The sequence below is a fragment of the Cyanobium sp. N5-Cardenillas genome (genome assembly GCF_024345515.1).
Lineage (GTDB): Bacteria > Cyanobacteriota > Cyanobacteriia > PCC-6307 > Cyanobiaceae > Cyanobium.
Map to the genome: position 1 here is coordinate 1 of NZ_JAGQBG010000035.1, position 17,630 is coordinate 17,630.

Genomic DNA, 17,630 nt, shown 5'->3' on the forward strand with positions numbered 1-17,630 from the left:
AGTGGGAGCTGGAGGACCTGGCCTTCAAGGTGCTGGAGCCCGAGTCCTACCGCGACGTGCAGCAGCAGGTCGCCACCAAGCGCAGCGAACGGGAGGAGCGGCTGGGGGCCACGGTGCAGCTGCTGCGCGATCGCCTGGCCGCGGCGGGCCTGCAGGACTGCGAGGTGAGCGGCCGGCCGAAGCACCTCTACGGCATCTGGAGCAAGATGCAGCGCCAGCAGAAGGCCTTCCACGAGATCTACGACGTGGCGGCGCTGCGGATCCTCTGCCCGAGCGTGGAGTGCTGCTACCGGGCCCTGGCGGTGGTGCACGACATCTTCCGGCCGATCCCCGGCCGCTTCAAGGACTACATCGGCCTGCCCAAGCCCAACGGTTACCAGTCGCTGCACACGGCGGTAATCGGCCGCCACCGGCCGATCGAAGTCCAGATCCGCACCACCGACATGCACCAGGTGGCGGAGTACGGCATCGCCGCCCACTGGAAGTACAAGGAGGGGGGCTCGCCGGCCGCCGGCGACACGGAACGCTTCAACTGGCTGCGGCAGCTGGTCGACTGGCAGAAGGACGACGGCGGCGAGGACAGCAGCGACTTCCTGGCCTCGATCAAGGAGGACCTCTTTGACGAGGAGGTGTTCGTGTTCACCCCCAAGGGGGATGTGGTGGGGCTGCGCAAGGGGTCCACCGCCGTGGACTTCGCCTTCCGCATCCACTCGGAGGTGGGCAACCACTGCCAGGGCGTACGCATCAACGACCGCCTCTGTCCCCTGGCCACCCCGCTCCAGAACGGCGACTTCGTGCAGGTGATCACCGCCAAGAACGCCCACCCGAGCCTCGACTGGCTCAACTTCGTGGCCACCCCCACGGCCCGCAACCGCATCCGGGGCTGGTACAAGCGCAGCCACCGCGACGACAACATTCAGCGGGGCACCGAGATGCTGGAGCGGGAGCTGGGCCGCGACGGCTTCGACGCCCTGCTCAACGGGGAGGCGATCGCCCGGGTGGCGAAGCGTTGCAACCTGGTGGGCACCGAGGATCTGCTGGCGGCCCTGGGCTTCGGTGGCGTCACCCTGCAGCAGGTGCTCAACCGCCTGCGGGAGGAGGTGCGCCTCAGCACCGCCGCCGTCGCCCCCACCCCCACCAACGAGGAGGTGGCGGCCGGCGTGGCGGCGGCCCAGCCGCGCCACGCCCCCCAAGGGCACCCATCGAACAGCCCGATCCTGGGGCTGGAGGGCCTGGAGTATCGCCTGGGTGGCTGCTGCAGTCCCCTGCCCGGCGAGGGGATCGTGGGCACCGTGGCCCTGGGCAACCACGGCATCACCATCCATCGCCAGGACTGCGCCAACGTGCCCCAGGTGCCGGTGGAACGGCGGCTGCCGGTGCGCTGGAACCCGCTCGGGGAGGTGCAGCAGCGGCGCTACCCGGTGCGGCTGCGCATCGAGGTGCTCGATCGGGTGGGGGTGCTCAAGGACATCCTGATGCGCCTCTCCGACCACCGCATCAACGTCAGCGATGCCCGGGTGCGCACCAGCGCCGGCAAGCCGGCCCGCATCGACCTGCGGGTCGAGTTGCTCAGCGCCGCCCAGCTGCGCACCACCATGGATCAGATCCGCTCGATGGCCGACGTGCTCGACCTCTGCCGCACCGGCATCGGCTGAATCAACGGGTGGCCATGCACCGCTAGGCGTCGGCCCGCCGGGCCCCCAGCAGAACCTGCTTCATGCTGCCGTTGGTCTGGAAAGACAGCACCAGCAGATAGGTGGCGAGAAACAGGATCCCGCCCACCGCGGCCAGCAGGCCAAGGCCGAGTCCTTTGGCCGAGAAGTCATGTCTCCAGGCCACCCAGAGGCCCGTGAGCAGCAGCAGGCCGAGGAAATCCAGATCGAACTGCCCGGGCCAGCCCATCGCCCGGAAGTCCGAGACGAAGACACGCACCAGATCGATGCCGTGGTGCGCCACCACCACCACCGTGTAGCCGGCCACGGTCAGCCACAGCAGCACGAGAGCGGCACGAAAGGCGGTCATGGCGGTGGGCTCCCGGGTTGCAATCCTCCAGTCTCGAATGAGGCCCCGGATTTCGCTGAACCCGCGATGACGTCCCGGAGTGACCGGGGACCTGGGCCCGGCCCTCACTTCATGATCAGCACATCCATCCCGGGGGAGCGACCACGCACCATCACGCCCACGTCGTGCTCGCTGCGGTGGAACTGCAGGTTGATCTCCTCGTCCCCCAGCCGCAGCCCGTTGATGTCCAGCAGGTTGAGCGCCCTGGGCAGGCAGGGATTGTGCAGGCGCACCTGCACCCGGCTGCTGCCGTGCTCCCGCCCGATCGCCATGCCGGTCACCGCCTCCAGCAGACCGAACACGCTGGCGCTGGCCCAGGCCTGGGGGCTGCAGGCCACCGGGTAGAAGGTGGGCCCCTCCTCCTCCCGTCGCGGGAAGCCGCAGAACAGTTCCGGCAGCTGGAACATCGGCACCGCACTGGCGGTCTCGAACAGGCCGGTGAGGATCTGCAGGGCCTCGGAGCGGTGGCCGTACCGGGCCAGACCCATGCCGATCAGGGCGTTGTCATGGGGCCAGACGGAGCCGTTGTGGTAACTCATCGGGTTGTAGCGGTGCTCCCGTTCATCCAGGGTGCGGATGCCCCAGCCGTTGAAGCTGGTGGGCGCCATCAGCTGCCGGGCGATGGCCGCCGCCGCCTCCGTGGTGGCGATGCCTGTCCACAGACATTGGCCGGCATTGGACGTCCGCACCTGGCAGGCCTTCCCTTCGCCATCGAGGGCCAGGGCATAGGAATCGATCGAGGGGGACCAGAAGGCCTGGTGGAAACGGTGCCGCAGGGCGGCGGCCTCCTCCAGCAGCACTTCGGCATCCGATGGACGGCCCAGGCGGTGATAGATCATGGCGAGCGAACGGCGGGCGCCGTAGGCGTAGGCCTGCACTTCGCAGAGGGCGATCGAGCCCTCGGCCAGGTGGCCGTCGGCGTGGTGGATGGAATCGTCGGAATCCTTCCAGCCCTGATTGCGCAGGCCGTTTTCGGCCACCCGCAGGTAGCGCAGGAAGCCATCGAAGCTGCCGGCTTCGGCCCTGTGGATCCAGGCCATCGCCGCCTCCAGCTCCGGCAGCAGGCCGAAGATGAAGTCCCGATCATCACTGCGGCAGAGATAGTCCCCCGCCAGCATCAGAAACAGGGGGGTGGAATCGACGGCGCCGTAGTACCTCGAGAACGGCACTTCTCCCAGTGCGGCCATCTCCCCAAGCCGCGATTCGTGCAGGATCTTGCCGGGCTCCTCGTCGTGGGAGGGATTGTCGGCAACGGCCTGGCTGCAGGCCAGGTAGCCCAGCACCCCCCGGGCCAGCCGTGGCTCCACCATCAGCATCTGGCGCGCCGTGATCAGCCCGTCCCGGCCGAAGGGGCAGCTGAACCAGGGCACCCCTGCGTAGGGGTAGAGGCCATCCTCCACCTGGCTGGCCAGCAGGTGCACGTCGGAGAAGGAGCGCATCAACCAGCTGTTGAAGGCCGGGTTGTCGCTGACCACCGAAGCGGCCCTGCGCCGGGCGTCCCGGAAGCGCTGGATCGTGGCCGCCATGGCGGCGTTGAAGTGATCTTCCGCGCCCAGCGGCGCCGGACTGGGGTGGAAATCCAGCACCAGGAAGAGCCGTCGCGTCTGCCGGGGCTCCAGGTTCAGCTGCAGCCCGATGTGCTCTTCGCCCACCTCCCCAACGGGATCGCTCAGGCGCAGGACCGTGACCCGATCCTCCCCATCCAGGCCCCGGTAGATCATTTCCAGGGTGCCGCCGATGCCGCGACGCACCGTGCGACCCCGTTGCGGCCTGTCGTACCCCCTCACCTCGAAGATGTCGCGGAAATCCGCATCGAGCCGCAGGGTCAGCGGCATCGTGACGGGTCCGTCCCCGTAGCTGGTGAAGCAGAACTGCTGCAGGCAGGCGGTGGCGGTCAGGACGGTGCTGCGCTCCAGATGGATCGTCATCGCCGCCGAGCCACCGGCACCGCCGTCGTTGTTGCTGAGGTGGCTCACAAGTACGCCAACCGCCCCGCGCTCCGTGGCGCTCAGCACCAGCGGCGGTCGTCCCCACAGCAACAGCTGCAGTCGACTGACGTGACGGGTGCCGCGGTGAAAGATGCCGACATCCTGCTGGACGTCCGGGCAGATCTCGCCACGGGAATCCAGGATGGCGAAGGTCTCCTCGTTTTTCAGGACGAAGGGATGCAGCGGATCAGGCATGCACCGGAGTCCGGTGGGCGGGACTGTGGCAGCGACTGGCCTGGATCTGGTGGCGATAGAGCTGTTCGTAGTCCTCGGCCTGGCGACCAACCGAAAAGCACACTTCGAAGTGGCTGCGGATCCGTGCACGGTCGAGCTGCTCCAGGTGGCCGACCGCCGCGATGGCCTCCTCGATCGAGGCCACCAGGAAGCCGTTGACCCCGTGGCGGATGACTTCCGGGGTCGAGCCGTTGCGCCAGGCGATCACCGGCGTGCCGCAGGCGTTGGCCTCAATCATCACCAGCCCGAAGGGTTCGGGCCAGTCGATCGGAAACAGCAGGGCGAGGGCATGGCCGAGCAGATCCTGTTTGCCGGCGTCATCCACCTCGCCGATGAACTCCACCAGCGGATTGTTGCGCAGCAGGGGCTCGATCTTTTCATGGAAATAGGGGGTGTCGACCGGATCGATCTTGGCGGCCACTTTCAATGACAGGCCCACAGCCGAGGCGATGGCGATGGCACGATCCAGCCGCTTTTCCGGTGAGATGCGACCGATGAAGGCCAGGTAGGGGCGGGGTGTGGCCTGGTAGTGATAGAGATCGTTGGGCAGCCCGTGGTACACGTTGCCAAGCCAGTTCGCCCCAGGCACCGGCTGACGCTGGTTTTCGGAGATCGAGACCAGGGGCACCCGATGGAAGTGGGAGAAGAGCAGCTTCTGCTCGGGCGCATTCAGGGGGCCGTGCAGGGTGGTCAGATGGGGCACTCCCAGCAGATCCGACAACGGGAAATGGAAGTGGCCGTTATGGAAATGGAGGATGTCGAAGTCAGCCAGCCGCTGGATGACATGGTCGAGCTGGATCTCATTGTGCACCGTTGCGTCAGCCACCTGCCCACTCAGGCGCAAGGCCTGCGGAACACAGGGGAACAGCTGGGCACTGGTGATGGAGTCGCCGCTGGCAAACAGGACCACTTCATGGCCACGTCGCACCAGTTCTTCGGTGAGATAGTGCACAACCCGTTCGGTCCCGCCATAGCCAACGGGGGGTACCCTCTCATGAAGGGTGGAAATCTGCGCAATTCTCATATCGATCTCATCGCGCTTTTTTGCGTGCTTATGGTGTGCTTTTACACTCCATTCACTACAATCTTACCTTGGAAATTCCCGGCTGAGCCGTTTACGCCAGATCTGCTGCGTTGGGACGTCGGCCGCTGCTGTCGCGTGGCCCACCAAGGCAGGAAGGCAGGCCAGGAAGGAGCACCAGCGCAGCCCTGGCCGGGCATGTCCGGGCGGGCGGGCCGCCGGCCATGGCCAATGATCTGGCGCCCTTCGTAGCCGAGGCCCCAGCGCCGCCCCGGGCCGGATGGCTCGTCTGGCGGGACGCCTGGTAGCGCTGGAACCTGCCGGAAACGCCGATCCGGTCTGTCATCGAGCGGATCTGGGCCGCCATCGATGAACGCGACGACTGGACGCCGCTGCAGCAGTGGCTGGCGGAGACGGTGTGATCGGTGCGGGTCCGCCGACGGGGGAGACGGCCCGTGTCAGGGGCTACAGCCCACCCGGGCGGCGTCTTCTACAACACCTCGAAGCTCAGGCTTTTCCCCATCGCAGCGATGCCATGACGTCCGAACAGGCTGCCCAGCTCATCGACAACACGCTCGATCTGGTGCATCAGCGCCTGCAGGATCTGGAATCGCAATCGCTCGACCACGAGCACAGGGCCCTGGCGGCGGAATTTCGCGAATGGCGCCAACCCGCCGGTGGCCACATCGACCTGATGGTGTTCCCGGGTCTGGCCGAATCCTGAGGCTGTCCGCCTTCCTCAGGACGCCCGCTGGCGGTGCTGCAGCCACCGCAGGCACAGGAGGCCACTGAGGGGAGCCACCACAACGCCCACAACGGTCGAACCGAGCAGCAGCCGGGAGGTGAAATCCCAGCCGAGCTGGCGCAGGGTCTCGTGATGCAGGAGCGGACCGCCTGGCCAGCCCTTGCCGGGTCCCAGCAACAGACTGCCCAGCTGATAGTTGAACCAGATCATCGGCACGTCGGTGATCGGATTGCTGATCCAGGTTCCGGCGGCGGCCAGCAGGTGGTTGCCCCGCACCAGGCTGGCCAGCGCCACCCCCAGCAGGGTCTGGAAGCCGAAGATCGGGAAGCAGCCCATGAACACCCCCGCCGCCAGCCCCCGGGCCCGCTGGCCGTGGCTGCCCTCCTGGCGCCAGATCCATTCGATCCCCTGACGCAGCTTCCGTCGCAGGGTCCGCAGCAGCCGCGGCAGGGACAGAGACTGGGGGCGAAACGGTGCCATGCGACCAGTGACGCGGGGTGAGGGCACGGATGGGCCGAACCCTAACGGGGATACCATCGCCGCCATCGCCACCGCCGTGGCGGCCGGGGCCGGCAGCGTGGCGATCGTGCGGCTCTCCGGTCCGTCGGCCGAGGCAATCGGTCGGCGCCTGTTCGTGGCCCCCGGTGCCCAGGACTGGGAGAGCCACCGGGTGCTCTATGGCCATGTGGTGGATCCGGCCGATGGCCGGCGGGTGGATGAGGCCCTGCTGCTGCTGATGCGAGCCCCCCGCAGCTTCACCCGCGAGGATGTGGTGGAGCTCCACTGCCATGGGGGACTGGTCGCCGTGCGGCAAGTGCTGGAGCTGGTGCTGGCCGCGGGCGCCCGCCTGGCCGGGGCCGGGGAGTTCAGCCAGCGGGCCTTCCTCAACGGCCGCCTCGACCTCACCCGCGCCGAGGCGATCGCCGAGATGATCGCCGCCCGCAGCCGCCGGGCGGCCGAGCTGGCCATGGCCGGCATCGATGGCGGTCTGCAGCGGCGCATCGGCGGTCTGCGCGAGCGCCTGCTGGACCAGCTGGCCGAGCTGGAGGCCCGGGTCGACTTCGAGGAGGACCTGCCCCCCCTCGAGGGGACGCTGGTGCGGGCTGAGCTGGAGGCGGTGCGGGGCGAGCTGGAGCGGCTGGTGACCGAATCCCGCCAGGGGGAGCTGCTGCGCGAGGGGCTGCGGGTGGCCATCGTCGGCCGGCCCAACGTGGGCAAATCGAGCCTGCTCAACCTGCTCAGCCTCCGCGAGCGGGCCATCGTCACCGACCTGCCCGGCACCACCCGCGACCTGCTCGAAAGCGACCTGGTGCTCGATGGGGTGCCCATTACCCTGCTCGACACCGCCGGCATCCGCCCGACGGACGACCGGGTGGAGCTGCTGGGCATCGAACGCAGCCGCCAGGCCCTGGCCGGGGCCGATGCGGTGCTGCTGCTTTTCGACCTGGTGGTCGGCTGGTCCGCCGCCGACCAGGAGCTGCGGGCGCTGGTGCCCGAGGGGGTGCCCCTGCTGCTGGTGGGCAACAAGCTCGATGCCGTCCCGCAGGGGGCCGTTCCCGCCGCGGCCCCGTCCGCGCCGCCGGAGGCGCCCCTGGTGCGCATCAGCGCCCTCACCGGCGCCGGCCGCGACGGCCTGGTGGCCGCCCTGCTGGGCCTCTGCGGCGCCGGCGCGAGCCAGGGCTTGCAGGTGGCCATCAACGGGCGCCAGCGGGAGCTGGCGGCGGCAGCGGCCTCCAGCCTGGCGCGCTCCCTGGAGGCGGCCGACCAGGGCCTGCCCTGGGATTTCTGGACCATCGACCTGCGCGGCGCCATCACCGGCCTCGGGGCGATCACCGGAGAGGAGGTGAGTGAGGCGGTGCTGGAGCGGATCTTTTCCCGCTTCTGCATCGGCAAGTAGGTGTTGCGCCGGCATCAACAAACGCTCACCCCGGTTGACCGCTTAACGTCCGGCGTCAATGCTTTGACAAACGCACTCCAGCAGGCGGATGCAAACCATCGACTGGCTCTGGATCCTGCACCCCGCCCTGGCGGTGGTGCTGATCTATCCCCTGATCGGCATGGTGGTGAGGCTCGGGGTCCAGGCCCGGCAGCGCCGGGTCGAGAAGGCGAAACTGCCCCCCACCACCGGCCGCGACCACGCCGACCTGGGCCAGTGGCTCTCGGCGGGCGTGGTGCTGCTGGTGCTCGTGGCCCTCACGGTGGTGATCGTCACCAAGCAGCCGCCGGAGGGCTTCACGGGCGGCGGTGGCCGCGCCCTGCAGCTGCTGCTGGTGCTGGTGGGCACGGTGGTTTCCCTGCTGGCCCTCTGGCGGGTGAAGGCCAAGGGCTACCGGCTCGTCTTCGCCCTGCTCACCTGGGCCGGTGTGCTCGGGCTCGGCGCCCAGCCCGAGGTGTGGCGCCTCAGCGACAACCCGCTGAGCCCGGCGTTCTGGCAGTCCCACTACTGGGCCGGGGTGGCCGTGGTGGGGCTGATGATCTTCTCGCTGGCCGCCCGGCCGGAGATCCTCAAGGATCTGCGCTGGCGCCGGCTGCACCTCAGCGCCTCCATCCTGGCGGCGGTGCTGTTCGTGGCGCAGGGGATCACCGGCAGCCGCGACCTGCTGGAGATCCCCCTGGCCTGGCAGAAGCCCACGATCTATGCCTGTGATGCCGAGAAACGGGTCTGCCCACCCTTCGCCCCGCCTCCGATGCCAACCCCCCCCGTCGGCGCCGCCGGCAGCTGAGGCGGCCCGTGATGCCACCTGTTGGGGCCGCTGGCCCGGTGCTCTCCTTCACCCCGGCGCTGGAGGCCCAGCTGCGCCACTGGCTGGATGAGGACATCGGCCGCGGCGATCTGACGGCCCCGGCCCTGGTCGGCCGCAGCGGCCGGGCCCACTGGGTCTCCAGGGCCGACGGGGTGTTCTGCGGCGGGGTGCTGGTGGAGCCGCTGCTGGCGCTGCTCGATCCCCGGGCGTCGGTGCGGCTGCGGGTGGGGGACGGGGAGCCGGTGGTGGCCGGCCAGCGGCTGCTGGAGCTGGAGGGGCCGGCGGCGGCCCTGGTGGCGGCGGAGCGCACCGCCCTCAACCTGGCCATGCGTCTGTCGGGCATCGCCAGCGCCACCGCCGCCCTGGTGCTGGTGCTGGCGGGCACCGGTGTGCGCCTGGCCGACACCCGCAAGACCACGCCGGGCCTGCGGGTGCTGGAGAAGTACGCGGTGCGCTGTGGCGGGGGCACCAACCACCGCCTCGGCCTCGACGATGCCGCCATGCTCAAGGAGAACCACCTGGCCTGGGCCGGCGGTGTGGCGGCCGCGGTCGCGGCGGTGCGGGCCTCGGCCCCCTGGCCGGCCCGGGTGATCGTGGAGGCCGAGACCGCCGCCGAAGCCGAAGCCGCCGTTCGGGCGGGGGCCGATGCGGTGCTCCTCGACGACTTCAGCCCCGCGGCGCTGGCGGACCTGGTGCCCCGGCTGCGGGCCCTGGCGCCGGCGGTGGTGCTGGAGGCCTCCGGGGTGCGGCCCGAGCAGCTGGCCGCCTATGCCGCCACGGGCATCGACCTGATCTCCACCAGCGCCCCGGTCACCCGCAGCCCCTGGCTGGATCTGAGCATGCGCTTCGACCCCATGCTGGCCTGAGCCGGGGCCATGGTGAAGAATCGCCGCACTCCCCCGGCACCGATGGCTCCGGCCCCGATCGGTTGCCAGAGTGGGCGCCGATGACCCCCGAGCCGACCCGCGTGCCGCAGCGATCCGTGCCGCATCCAGCGCTTCCGCAGCCAACACCTCCACAGCAGGCCGCCCCGATCGGCCTCGCCGCCCGGGTCCGACGCTGCGCCGTGGTGGGGCCCTCCCTGCTGCTGGCGCTGGTGGCGGCGCTGGGCAGCCCCCTGGCTGCCAGGGCCGAATCGGTGCTTGAGCAGGCGGCGCGCACCGGCGAGATCACCATGGCCGGCCCCACCGACATGGTGCCCTTCGCCTACCTCGATGCCAGCAAGTCGCTGGTGGGCTACAGCCTGGATGTGGCCCGGTTGATCGAGGCGGAGGTCTCCACCTATCTCAACCGGCCGGTGAAGATCGTCTACACCGCCAATGCGGATCCGCTGGCGGTGTTCCGTGACGTGAGCCGCGGTGATGTGGATCTGGCCTGTGGGGTCCAGTTCACCTGGGAGCGGGAGATGTACGTCGACTTCTCGATGCCCTTTGCCCTCTCCGGGATCCGCGTGCTCACCCGGCAGGGGGGGCTCGACGGCTCAGCGGCCTCGATGGCGGGCAAGCGGATCGGCGTGGTGAAGGACTCCCTGGGCAGCGCCACCATCGCGGCCGTGCAGCCGACGGCGGTGCGGGTTCCCTTCGCCGGAATCGAGCCGGCGGTGCGGGCGCTGCTGGCCGGCCAGGTGGATGGCGTGGGGGGTGATTCCCTGTTGCTCGCCGGTGCCCTCCAGAGCCTCGGCGGCAAGGGTTATGGCCTGGTGCCCGCAGAGGCCTTCTCCCGCTTTGCGGTGGGCTGCATCCTTCCGGAAGACAACTCCACCTTCCGCAACCTGGTCAATCTGGCCATCGCCCGGCTGGTGCAGGGCTACCTCGACGATGAGCCGACTGCCGTGGCCAGCGTCAACCGCTGGCTGGGTCCGAAGGGAGTGCTGGAGTTGCCTCCCGAGGTGATCAAGGCCTACTTCCAGTCCGTTCTGCTCAACTACGAACGGGTCAGGCCCCTGCCGGCCACGACCCCATCGGCGGTTGCCCCCACCTCACCTGCCCGTTAAGGAGATCCACCCCATGTCCATCACCTCCCGCACGGCCCTGCTCGGATTCTCCCTGGCCCTGGCGGCCCTGACGGCTCCCGCCGCTGGCCAGGCGGCCGTGCAGCCCACCTCGGTCACCGGATCCATCGAGCAACGGCTGCAGCGCATCGGCGCAGCGTTCCGCGCCCAGGGTGACCTGAGCGGTGCGGATGGCGTCTCCGCCGGCGATCAGCGGCTGGCCTATGGCTTCGCCAACGCCGGCCGGGGTGGCTTCGCCAACGCGGCCCGGGGCGGCTTCGCCAACGCCCACCCCTACTACGGCGGCGGCGGTGGCTTCCGCAACGGGGGCGGCGGTTTCGTCAATGCCAGGGGCGGGGGCGGCTTCGTGAATGGGGGCGCCCTTCGCGGTGGGGCGTTCCGGAACTGGTAGGCCCCACCAAGCCGGGGCGTTTCAAGCCCCAACGCTGCCATGGGCAAGCCCGGAAACCGCCCTTAAGGTGCAGCACGTGCACGGCTCTGCCCATGGATTTCCCTGCTGCGCCGGTTGCCTCCGGTTCGGTCCGATCCCGCCGCAGCAGGCTCCTGGCCCTGGGAGCCCTGGTCTGCCTCTGGCCCCTGGGGTCCGTGGCGCCGGCGCGGGCCGCCGATGCCGTTCTGGAGCAGGCGGCCAAGACGGGCGAGGTGCTGATGGTGGGTCCCGCCGACAGCCCGCCCCTGGTCAAGATCGGGCCGAAGGGGGAACCGGAGGGTTACGCCATTGATCTGGCCCGCCGCATCGACCGCCAGCTGAAGGCGGAGATCGGCAACAACATCCGGATCCGTTTCGCCCCCGTCGACAACACCGCCGTCACGGTGGGAGCCGTTTCCAGCGGCAAGGCCGGCCTGGCCTGCGGCGTGCCCTTCAGCTGGGAGAGCGAGAACCTGGTCGACTTCTCCCTGCCGATCGGCCTCTCCGGCCTGAGGCTGCTCACCCGCAGCGGCAGCCTCGATGGCTCCCCGGCGTCCCTCGCCGGTCAGCCGATCGCGGTGGTGGAGGGGTCCCTCGGGGCCGGTCTGCTCGGCACCCTTCAGCCCAAAGCCAAGGTCGTCACCGTGGCCACCCTGGCCCAGGCCGTCACGGCCCTGGAGCAGAAACGGGTGACGGGGGTGCTGGGCGATGCCAACGTGCTGGCCGGTCTGAGGCACCAGCGCCAGCTCTCCGGCTTTGCCCTGGTGCCTGACCAGCCCTATGTGAGCTACGGCGTCGGCTGCATCGTGCCGGAGAACAATTCCAGGCTGCTGAACGTGGTCAACCTGGCCATCGCGGGCCTGCTCCAGGGCTACCTGGAGGGCCGCCCCGAGGCCGTGGACAACGTCGCCCCCTGGGTCGGCCCCACCGGTGTGCTGGTGGTTCCCGCCGAGCGGGTCCGCGCCTTCTTCGAATCCGTGCTGCTGACCCGCGAAGGTCTCCGGTTGGCGGCCCCGTCGCCGGCGGCTCCCCGATGACCTCCTGCATCTCCGCCCTGCCGCGCACCGATCGTTCCGTCCCGCTCCTCCCTCCGTTCCTGGCCGCCCTCCGATGACGCACCACCCCCGTTCCGGTCTGTTCGGTTTCCTGCTCCTGCTGGCGGCCCTGGCCCCCGCAGGCGCTTTGGCCCAGGCGTCATCCCCCCTGGAGGCCGCACCTGGATCGATCGACGCCCGCCTGCGGCGCATCTCCCAGGCCATGGGGCAGGAGTCACCCGGCCTGGAGGCAACGGAGGGTCGGGCCCAGGCCCCCGATGGCCGCCTCGCCTACATCTTCGTGAACGGGGGCGGACCCCGCTTCGGCTGGGGGAATGGCGGCTTCCGCAATGGCGGCTGGGGCAACGGTGGCTTCCGCAATGGGGGCTGGGGCAATGGCGGCTTCCGCAATGGCGGCTGGGGCAACGGCGGCTTCCGTAACGGCGGCTTCCGCAACTTCTGGTGATCGCCACTGGTACCCCGCCGCCGGGCAATCCGGAAGGCTTCGGGCCGTTGCAGCTGCTGGTGGTCCAGCCCACCCCCTACTGCAACCTCGACTGCGATTACTGCTACCTGCCCAACCGGGACGACCGGCACCGGTTACCGCTGGAGCTGCTGGAGGCGGCCCTGGAGCGGGTGCTGGAGAGCCCCTATGTGGGTGGCGACTTCACCCTGCTGTGGCACGCCGGTGAACCGCTCACCGTGCCGATCGCCTTCTACGACGCCGCCACGGCGTGCGTGCGGCGGGCGCTGGAGCGCTGGCAGGGGGAGCCCCTGACCATCCACCAGTCGGTGCAGACCAACGCCACGCTGATCAACGAAGCCTGGTGCGACTGCTTCGAGCGCAACGCCATCTCGGTGGGCGTGAGCATGGATGGGCCGGCCTTCCTCCACGACGTCCATCGCCGCACCCGCACCGGCCTGGGGACCCACGCCGCCACCGTGCGGGGCATCGAGCACCTGCGCCGCCGCGGCATCCCCTTCCAGGTGATCGCCGTGATCACCGAGGAGTCCCTCGGCCACGCCGACGACCTCCACGCCTTCTTCGTCGAGAACGGCATCACCGAGGTGGCCTTCAACATGGAGGAGACGGAGGGGGAGAACCGGGTGTCCACCCTCAGCCGTCCCCATGCCGAGGCGGCCTATCGCCAGTTCCTGCAGCGGTTCTGGGAGCTGTGGCAGGAGCACCCCGAGCGGATGCGGGTGCGGGAGTTCGAGGGCATCTGCAGCCTGGCCCAGGCCGATGCGCGCCTGGAATGCACCGACATGAACAACCCGTTCGCGATCGTCAACGTGGATGCCCGCGGGGCGATTTCCACCTTCGATCCCGAACTGCTCTCCGTGCAGACCGACACCTACGGCGACTTCGTGCTGGGCCATGTGCAGACCGACAGCCTCGTCTCGATCGCCGCCAGCCCCAAGTTCCAGCGCATCCTGGCGGACATGCGTGCCGGCACCGACCGCTGCCGCGCGGAGTGTGCCTATTTCGGCCTCTGTGGGGGAGGCGCAGGCAGCAACAAGTACTGGGAGCACGGCACCTTCGCCTGCACCGAAACCCAGGCCTGCCGCTACCGCATCAAGCTGACGGCCGATGTGGTGCTCGCCGGCCTGGAGCAGGCGCTGGGGCTGGTGGCCTGACCCCGGTCCAGCTGCATACAGAAGAGCCGCTGCGGTGAGACAGCGGCTCTGGGATCTGTTGGCCGTGAAACGCCGGCGCGTGGGTGACCTCTCACAGCAGGGGCTGGGTGGCGACCAGCCAGGGGCTGGTGGCTGAGGTGTCGAGGCCGGCGGCGGGGAACGGCGCCACCAGGGGCTCGGTGCCGGTGGGGTTGGCCGCGCCGAGGGAGGCGAGCTCCGTGAGGGCCAGGAACGGCTCGGTGCTGAAGGTCAGATCCTCGGGCAGGACCGAGTCCAGGGGCGTCTGGTCGTAGGCGAAGGCGTCAGTGGCGTCCGGGGCGAGGCTGGTGCCGCCGCCGATGATCGGGTCGACCGCCTCCAGGGAGGCCTTCTGGACCGTGGGGCTGAGCGGCGTACCGGTGGCATCGACCATGAACTGCTGCTGGAGGAGCAGGCCTGTGCTGCTGGTGGGAGTGACGATGGCTCCGCCGGAAACGTAGTTCCAGCTGCTGTCGACGGACCAGAAATGGAGCCGGCCGGTGGAGGTTTCCTTCCAGAGAATCTGGTTCTGGTTGGTGCCGACGGTTTCAGCGGCGAGGATCTGCCAACCGCCGAACTGACTGGCCTTGATCTGGGTGCCACCCTTGCGGACCGCGGAGGTGACGCCGTTGATGCGGACGGAAACCAGATCCGTGCTGGTGTCGCGGAGCAGCTGCACGGCGCCGTTGGGATCAATCACCTGGGTGGTGGTGCCCGTGGCCGGTGGCAGGATCGTTGTTGGGGGAGGGGTGCTGGTGGCGGCCTGAACGGTGCCACTCAGCATGTATTGCCCGAGGCTGCCGTAGTCGGTGTACCCGGTCGGGAGGCTGGCGGAGGGGGTGCCGAAGCCGACCCCATCGATGCCGAGGTAATAGGTGCCGGCGGCGAGGTCGATGGAGAAGCTGGCCGTGGTGAGATCGGCAGGGTTGAAGGTCTGGACGATGCTCTGGTCGGCCCGGTAGAGGGTGGCGGCGATGTCGAGGTTGGCGCCGCGGGCGGTGAGATATTCGGTGAGGTAGCTGCCGCCGCTGCCGATGAAGGCCCTGGAGGCATTGACGATGTTGAACGACACCAGTCCGGCACCGGTTTCGAAGCGGAACATGTCCACATCGGTGTTCCGCTCAATGACGCCGAAGCTGCTGAAGGTCAGTCCGGTCAGCTCCGTCGCTGCGGTGAAGGCGTTGCCGTGGTCATCGACGTTGTAGGTGAAGCCGTTGCCGTTGGTGATTGTGGCGAGGTCGTCCTGGGTGTTGTTGGCACCGAAGTACTGGCCGTTGCTCCACTGGGTGAGATTTTCGTCGTTGCCTAACCAGGCCGCCCCCATGATGGTGGCCCAGCTGGTGGGTCCGGCGCCGCCGTGGCCTCCGTAGTACTCGGTGGTGGTGCCGGCACCGTCGTGGGAGAGGCCGAGGGTGTGGCCAACTTCGTGGCTGGCCGTTTCTGCGGCGGTGTATTCGCCCCTGTTGAACACCAGGGCCACATCGTCGGTGCTCCAGTTGAAGCTGTTGTAGTAGGCGGTACCACCACCGCCCGCGTTGGCGATAGCCTTGCCGGTCAGCAGGTTGAGGTTGCTGGTGAAGGCCACGCGGATGCCCCAGCGATCATCGCCGGTGCCGAATTTGCGCAGGTTTTCGCTGCCGGGATCCTGGGTGGTGACGTTGATATTGAAAGGTGCGAAGTCTTCGGCCACGCGCTGCCAGATCCGCTGAATCTCCGTGAGAGCGGCGGTGTCAAAGGTGGTGTAAAAGCCCTTCAGGCTGAGGTTGCCACCGTTTTCCCAGGGTGAGTTGTTGACCGCATAGCCGTCAAAGTCGAGATAAATCGTCTTGGTGGCTGTCGGGTTGCTGTGCAGATGGAACACGCTGCTCAGATTCACCCCCGTACCGAGCGTGACCAGGCCGTTCATCACCAGGGGGGCCTGGTCGGCGGTGGTGTCCCAGGCGGCGGCACCGTCAGCGGTGCTGACCGCCAGCACGCTGCAGGCCTTGCAACCGCAACTGGGGGCCATCGACGTCGAGCCCGCAGCCGTTGTGGCCCCAGGCAGTGAATCACTCAACGAATCCCTTAACACCTGGTGGCTGGTCATCGCCACGTCGGGAGTGGAAACAAAGGTGACGCCCCTCTGGAACTCGCTTCCCTGGCTGCTCTGGGCCAGATAACTGGACTCCAGTGACTCCCGGGCGGCATCGGCCGGCAGGGGTGGTGAGGCTTTGGTGGTGGCCAGAACAGTGGTGATCAGCGGGCTGGGGACGTCCGCCGCCTCAGGAGCGTCGTCGAACAGGGAGAGGGTCGTATCGCTTGAACGTTTTGCGTGGTTGGAGAGCTCAGGGAAGAGGAAGGAAGGCGATTGTTGGCCCCCTGCCTTTGTGGTGTAAGTCATGGCGAGTAGAGGGTAAACAGCAGGCGAAATCCATCCGCGTCCAGAGCATCCACTCGTTGACAAGTGGAGACTCCAAGACAGTTGCAAAGTCGTTGCTCCCAGAGCACTGGGGGGATTGACTTTGTGGCCGGGGAGGACTGATGGAAGGGTCCCTTTCCCCTGCACTCATCATCGTTGTGCAGCAGTCTTGCTGTCTTTGTGCTCAGGCCAAATCAGAAGGAGAGTTCTATGACCAAAGCTGAACAGTGGCTTAGGTTTTCACCTGCAGCCCCATCGGTTCGGGCTCAAAAATCTCTGTGGACGGGGCCGGCTGTGTCCTGCCCATGTCACTGGTGCCCGCCTGCCTGGGCGGGTTTCCGTGTGGGGATCAGGGGCGATCAGGGGGCAGGAGCAAGGCAAACCCCAGTGGTACCAAGAGGTCTGGGCGGAATTGCGCGGCTACTGTAACCCTTTGTAAAGCCTTTCCGGGGGCTGAAGGGCTGCGCATGAGCGCCCTAAGCGCCATTAAGCATTTCGGGCGTTGTGCAACGAATCCGTAGCCCCGACGTCGCTGAGCGCTGCGACCTGCTTTTGAGCGGATCGTGCCATCCGGAACGCCTGAGCGCAAGGCTTCACGGGGGAGGCGGTACCCCGGTTTCCGGGTCCTCGTCTGCTTCGGGAACCAGGCTGGACAGGTAAGCGTCGTCGGGAGTTGTCGAAAGGCCGGGCAGGGTCAGACCCCGCCGACCCCCTCCGGAGGTGTGGGCCTGCCGGGGACCCCGGACGCTCAGCATGGTGTGCCACTCCACCAGCAGCGGTACGTCACTTCCCTTGCGCTGGGCTCCCATCGCGAAGGCAATGGCCAGGGCGAAGGAGGAGAGCATCACGCGCAGGCTGTCCCTGGCTGCCGCCTCGATGGCCTTGGGCGTCGGGGCCTGAATCCTGGCCTCCACCTGCTTTCGCACTTCCTTGAGACGGGCGAGCATCGCGCGTTTGGTTTCCGGCAGCGGCAGCCCCAGATTTTCGAACCGGATGCCCAGGCTGGGGGTCTGCATCGCCTGGAGGCGGGCCTGAAGGTTGTCGAGGCTGGTGGCCGTGGTGATGGTCTCCTGGAGCAGATCAAAGGTGCCGTTGGCGACGGAGAGCTGGCGGGCGACGTTGGCCCTGGCCGTGGCCACGCTCTGCCAGCCGGCGTAGGCCTGCAGGGGAACGATGAGCAGGAAGCCGATCACGGCCAGGATCGCCAGGCGGGCCAGGCCGCTGCGCCGTCGCTGCAGCGTGGGATTGTCTGGATCGAGATAGGCCGCCAGGTGAAGCAGCCCGAGGGCCACCAGGGGACTGGTGGCCGAATCCAAGCTGGCCGAGATG

General features: G+C 68.5%; 16 protein-coding genes. 10 read left to right on the forward strand and 6 right to left on the reverse strand.

The window, feature by feature from the left end; translation table 11 throughout:
• Nucleotides 1-1,655: RelA/SpoT family protein (locus tag KBZ04_RS04590; RefSeq protein WP_254990736.1), on the forward strand; the 1,655-nt coding region annotated here is incomplete at its 5' end.
• 22 nt (nucleotides 1,656-1,677) lie between these two features.
• Here the strand turns inward: KBZ04_RS04590 and KBZ04_RS04595 are convergent.
• From KBZ04_RS04595 to KBZ04_RS04605, 3 genes are all read right to left on the reverse strand, one after another.
• Complete coding sequence (locus KBZ04_RS04595; RefSeq protein ID WP_254990737.1) at nucleotides 1,678-2,022, reverse strand: hypothetical protein; 345 nt, start codon at nucleotides 2,020-2,022, stop codon at nucleotides 1,678-1,680.
• Between the two features lie 104 nt (nucleotides 2,023-2,126).
• Entirely contained in the window at nucleotides 2,127-4,244 is a 2,118-nt protein-coding gene (locus KBZ04_RS04600) for a glycogen debranching N-terminal domain-containing protein (RefSeq protein WP_254990738.1), read from the reverse strand.
• A complete protein-coding gene (locus KBZ04_RS04605; protein ID WP_254990739.1) occupies nucleotides 4,237-5,307 on the reverse strand; it encodes a glycosyltransferase family 4 protein in 1,071 nt (356 codons plus the stop codon). Before KBZ04_RS04605 ends, KBZ04_RS04600 begins: the two co-directional genes overlap by 8 nt.
• Before the next feature lie 532 nt (nucleotides 5,308-5,839).
• Between KBZ04_RS04605 and KBZ04_RS04610 the strand changes: the two genes are divergently transcribed.
• A complete protein-coding gene (locus tag KBZ04_RS04610) occupies nucleotides 5,840-6,028 on the forward strand; it encodes a hypothetical protein (protein ID WP_254956183.1) in 189 nt (62 codons plus the stop codon).
• 15 nt (nucleotides 6,029-6,043) lie between these two features.
• Here KBZ04_RS04610 and KBZ04_RS04615 read toward each other — a convergent pair whose 3' ends face one another.
• On the reverse strand, nucleotides 6,044-6,529 hold the full coding sequence (locus KBZ04_RS04615; protein ID WP_254990740.1) for a DUF2062 domain-containing protein: 486 nt from the start codon (nucleotides 6,527-6,529) through the stop codon (nucleotides 6,044-6,046).
• On the opposite strand from KBZ04_RS04615, the gene mnmE reads away from it, so the two are divergent.
• The 8 genes from mnmE (at nucleotide 6,528) to grrM (ending at nucleotide 13,885) form a co-directional block, all read left to right on the forward strand.
• The gene (mnmE, locus tag KBZ04_RS04620) at nucleotides 6,528-7,946 is read left to right on the forward strand and encodes a tRNA uridine-5-carboxymethylaminomethyl(34) synthesis GTPase MnmE (protein ID WP_254990741.1); all 1,419 of its coding nucleotides are present in this window, start codon (nucleotides 6,528-6,530) and stop codon (nucleotides 7,944-7,946) included. The two genes, KBZ04_RS04615 and mnmE, sit on opposite strands and share 2 nt — an antisense overlap.
• Nucleotides 7,947-8,034: 88 nt before the next feature.
• The gene (locus KBZ04_RS04625; RefSeq protein WP_254990743.1) at nucleotides 8,035-8,772 is read left to right on the forward strand and encodes a DUF4079 domain-containing protein; all 738 of its coding nucleotides are present in this window, start codon (nucleotides 8,035-8,037) and stop codon (nucleotides 8,770-8,772) included.
• Nucleotides 8,773-8,783: 11 nt separating this feature from the next.
• Complete coding sequence (gene nadC, locus KBZ04_RS04630) at nucleotides 8,784-9,659, forward strand: carboxylating nicotinate-nucleotide diphosphorylase (RefSeq protein ID WP_254990744.1); 876 nt, start codon at nucleotides 8,784-8,786, stop codon at nucleotides 9,657-9,659.
• A 200-nt stretch (nucleotides 9,660-9,859) separates the two neighbouring features.
• Nucleotides 9,860-10,786, forward strand: a complete 927-nt coding sequence (gene grrP / locus KBZ04_RS04635) for an extracellular substrate binding-like orphan protein GrrP (protein ID WP_254990745.1) — start codon at nucleotides 9,860-9,862, stop codon at nucleotides 10,784-10,786.
• 13 nt (nucleotides 10,787-10,799) lie between these two features.
• Nucleotides 10,800-11,195, forward strand: coding sequence for a GrrA/OscA1 family cyclophane-containing rSAM-modified RiPP (grrA, locus tag KBZ04_RS04640; RefSeq protein ID WP_254990746.1), 396 nt, complete (start codon nucleotides 10,800-10,802; stop codon nucleotides 11,193-11,195).
• 92 nt (nucleotides 11,196-11,287) lie between these two features.
• A complete protein-coding gene (gene grrP / locus KBZ04_RS04645) occupies nucleotides 11,288-12,250 on the forward strand; it encodes an extracellular substrate binding-like orphan protein GrrP (protein WP_254990747.1) in 963 nt (320 codons plus the stop codon).
• 73 nt (nucleotides 12,251-12,323) lie between these two features.
• Nucleotides 12,324-12,713 carry a GrrA/OscA1 family cyclophane-containing rSAM-modified RiPP gene (gene grrA / locus KBZ04_RS04650; protein ID WP_254990748.1) on the forward strand — a complete coding sequence of 130 codons (390 nt, stop codon included), beginning with the start codon at nucleotides 12,324-12,326 and terminating at the stop codon, nucleotides 12,711-12,713.
• Nucleotides 12,710-13,885 (forward strand): cyclophane-forming radical SAM/SPASM peptide maturase GrrM/OscB, encoded by a 1,176-nt coding sequence (grrM, locus tag KBZ04_RS04655; RefSeq protein ID WP_254990749.1) that lies wholly within the window; start codon nucleotides 12,710-12,712, stop codon nucleotides 13,883-13,885. Before grrA (KBZ04_RS04650) ends, grrM begins: the two co-directional genes overlap by 4 nt.
• Before the next feature lie 91 nt (nucleotides 13,886-13,976).
• Here grrM and KBZ04_RS04660 read toward each other — a convergent pair whose 3' ends face one another.
• Both KBZ04_RS04660 and KBZ04_RS04665 read right to left on the reverse strand, forming a co-directional pair.
• Nucleotides 13,977-16,283: a M12 family metallo-peptidase gene (locus tag KBZ04_RS04660; RefSeq protein ID WP_254990750.1), complete on the reverse strand. Its 2,307-nt coding sequence runs from the start codon at nucleotides 16,281-16,283 to the stop codon at nucleotides 13,977-13,979.
• A 611-nt stretch (nucleotides 16,284-16,894) separates the two neighbouring features.
• The coding region (locus KBZ04_RS04665) for a hypothetical protein (protein WP_254990751.1) at nucleotides 16,895-17,630 on the reverse strand (736 nt) is incomplete at its 5' end.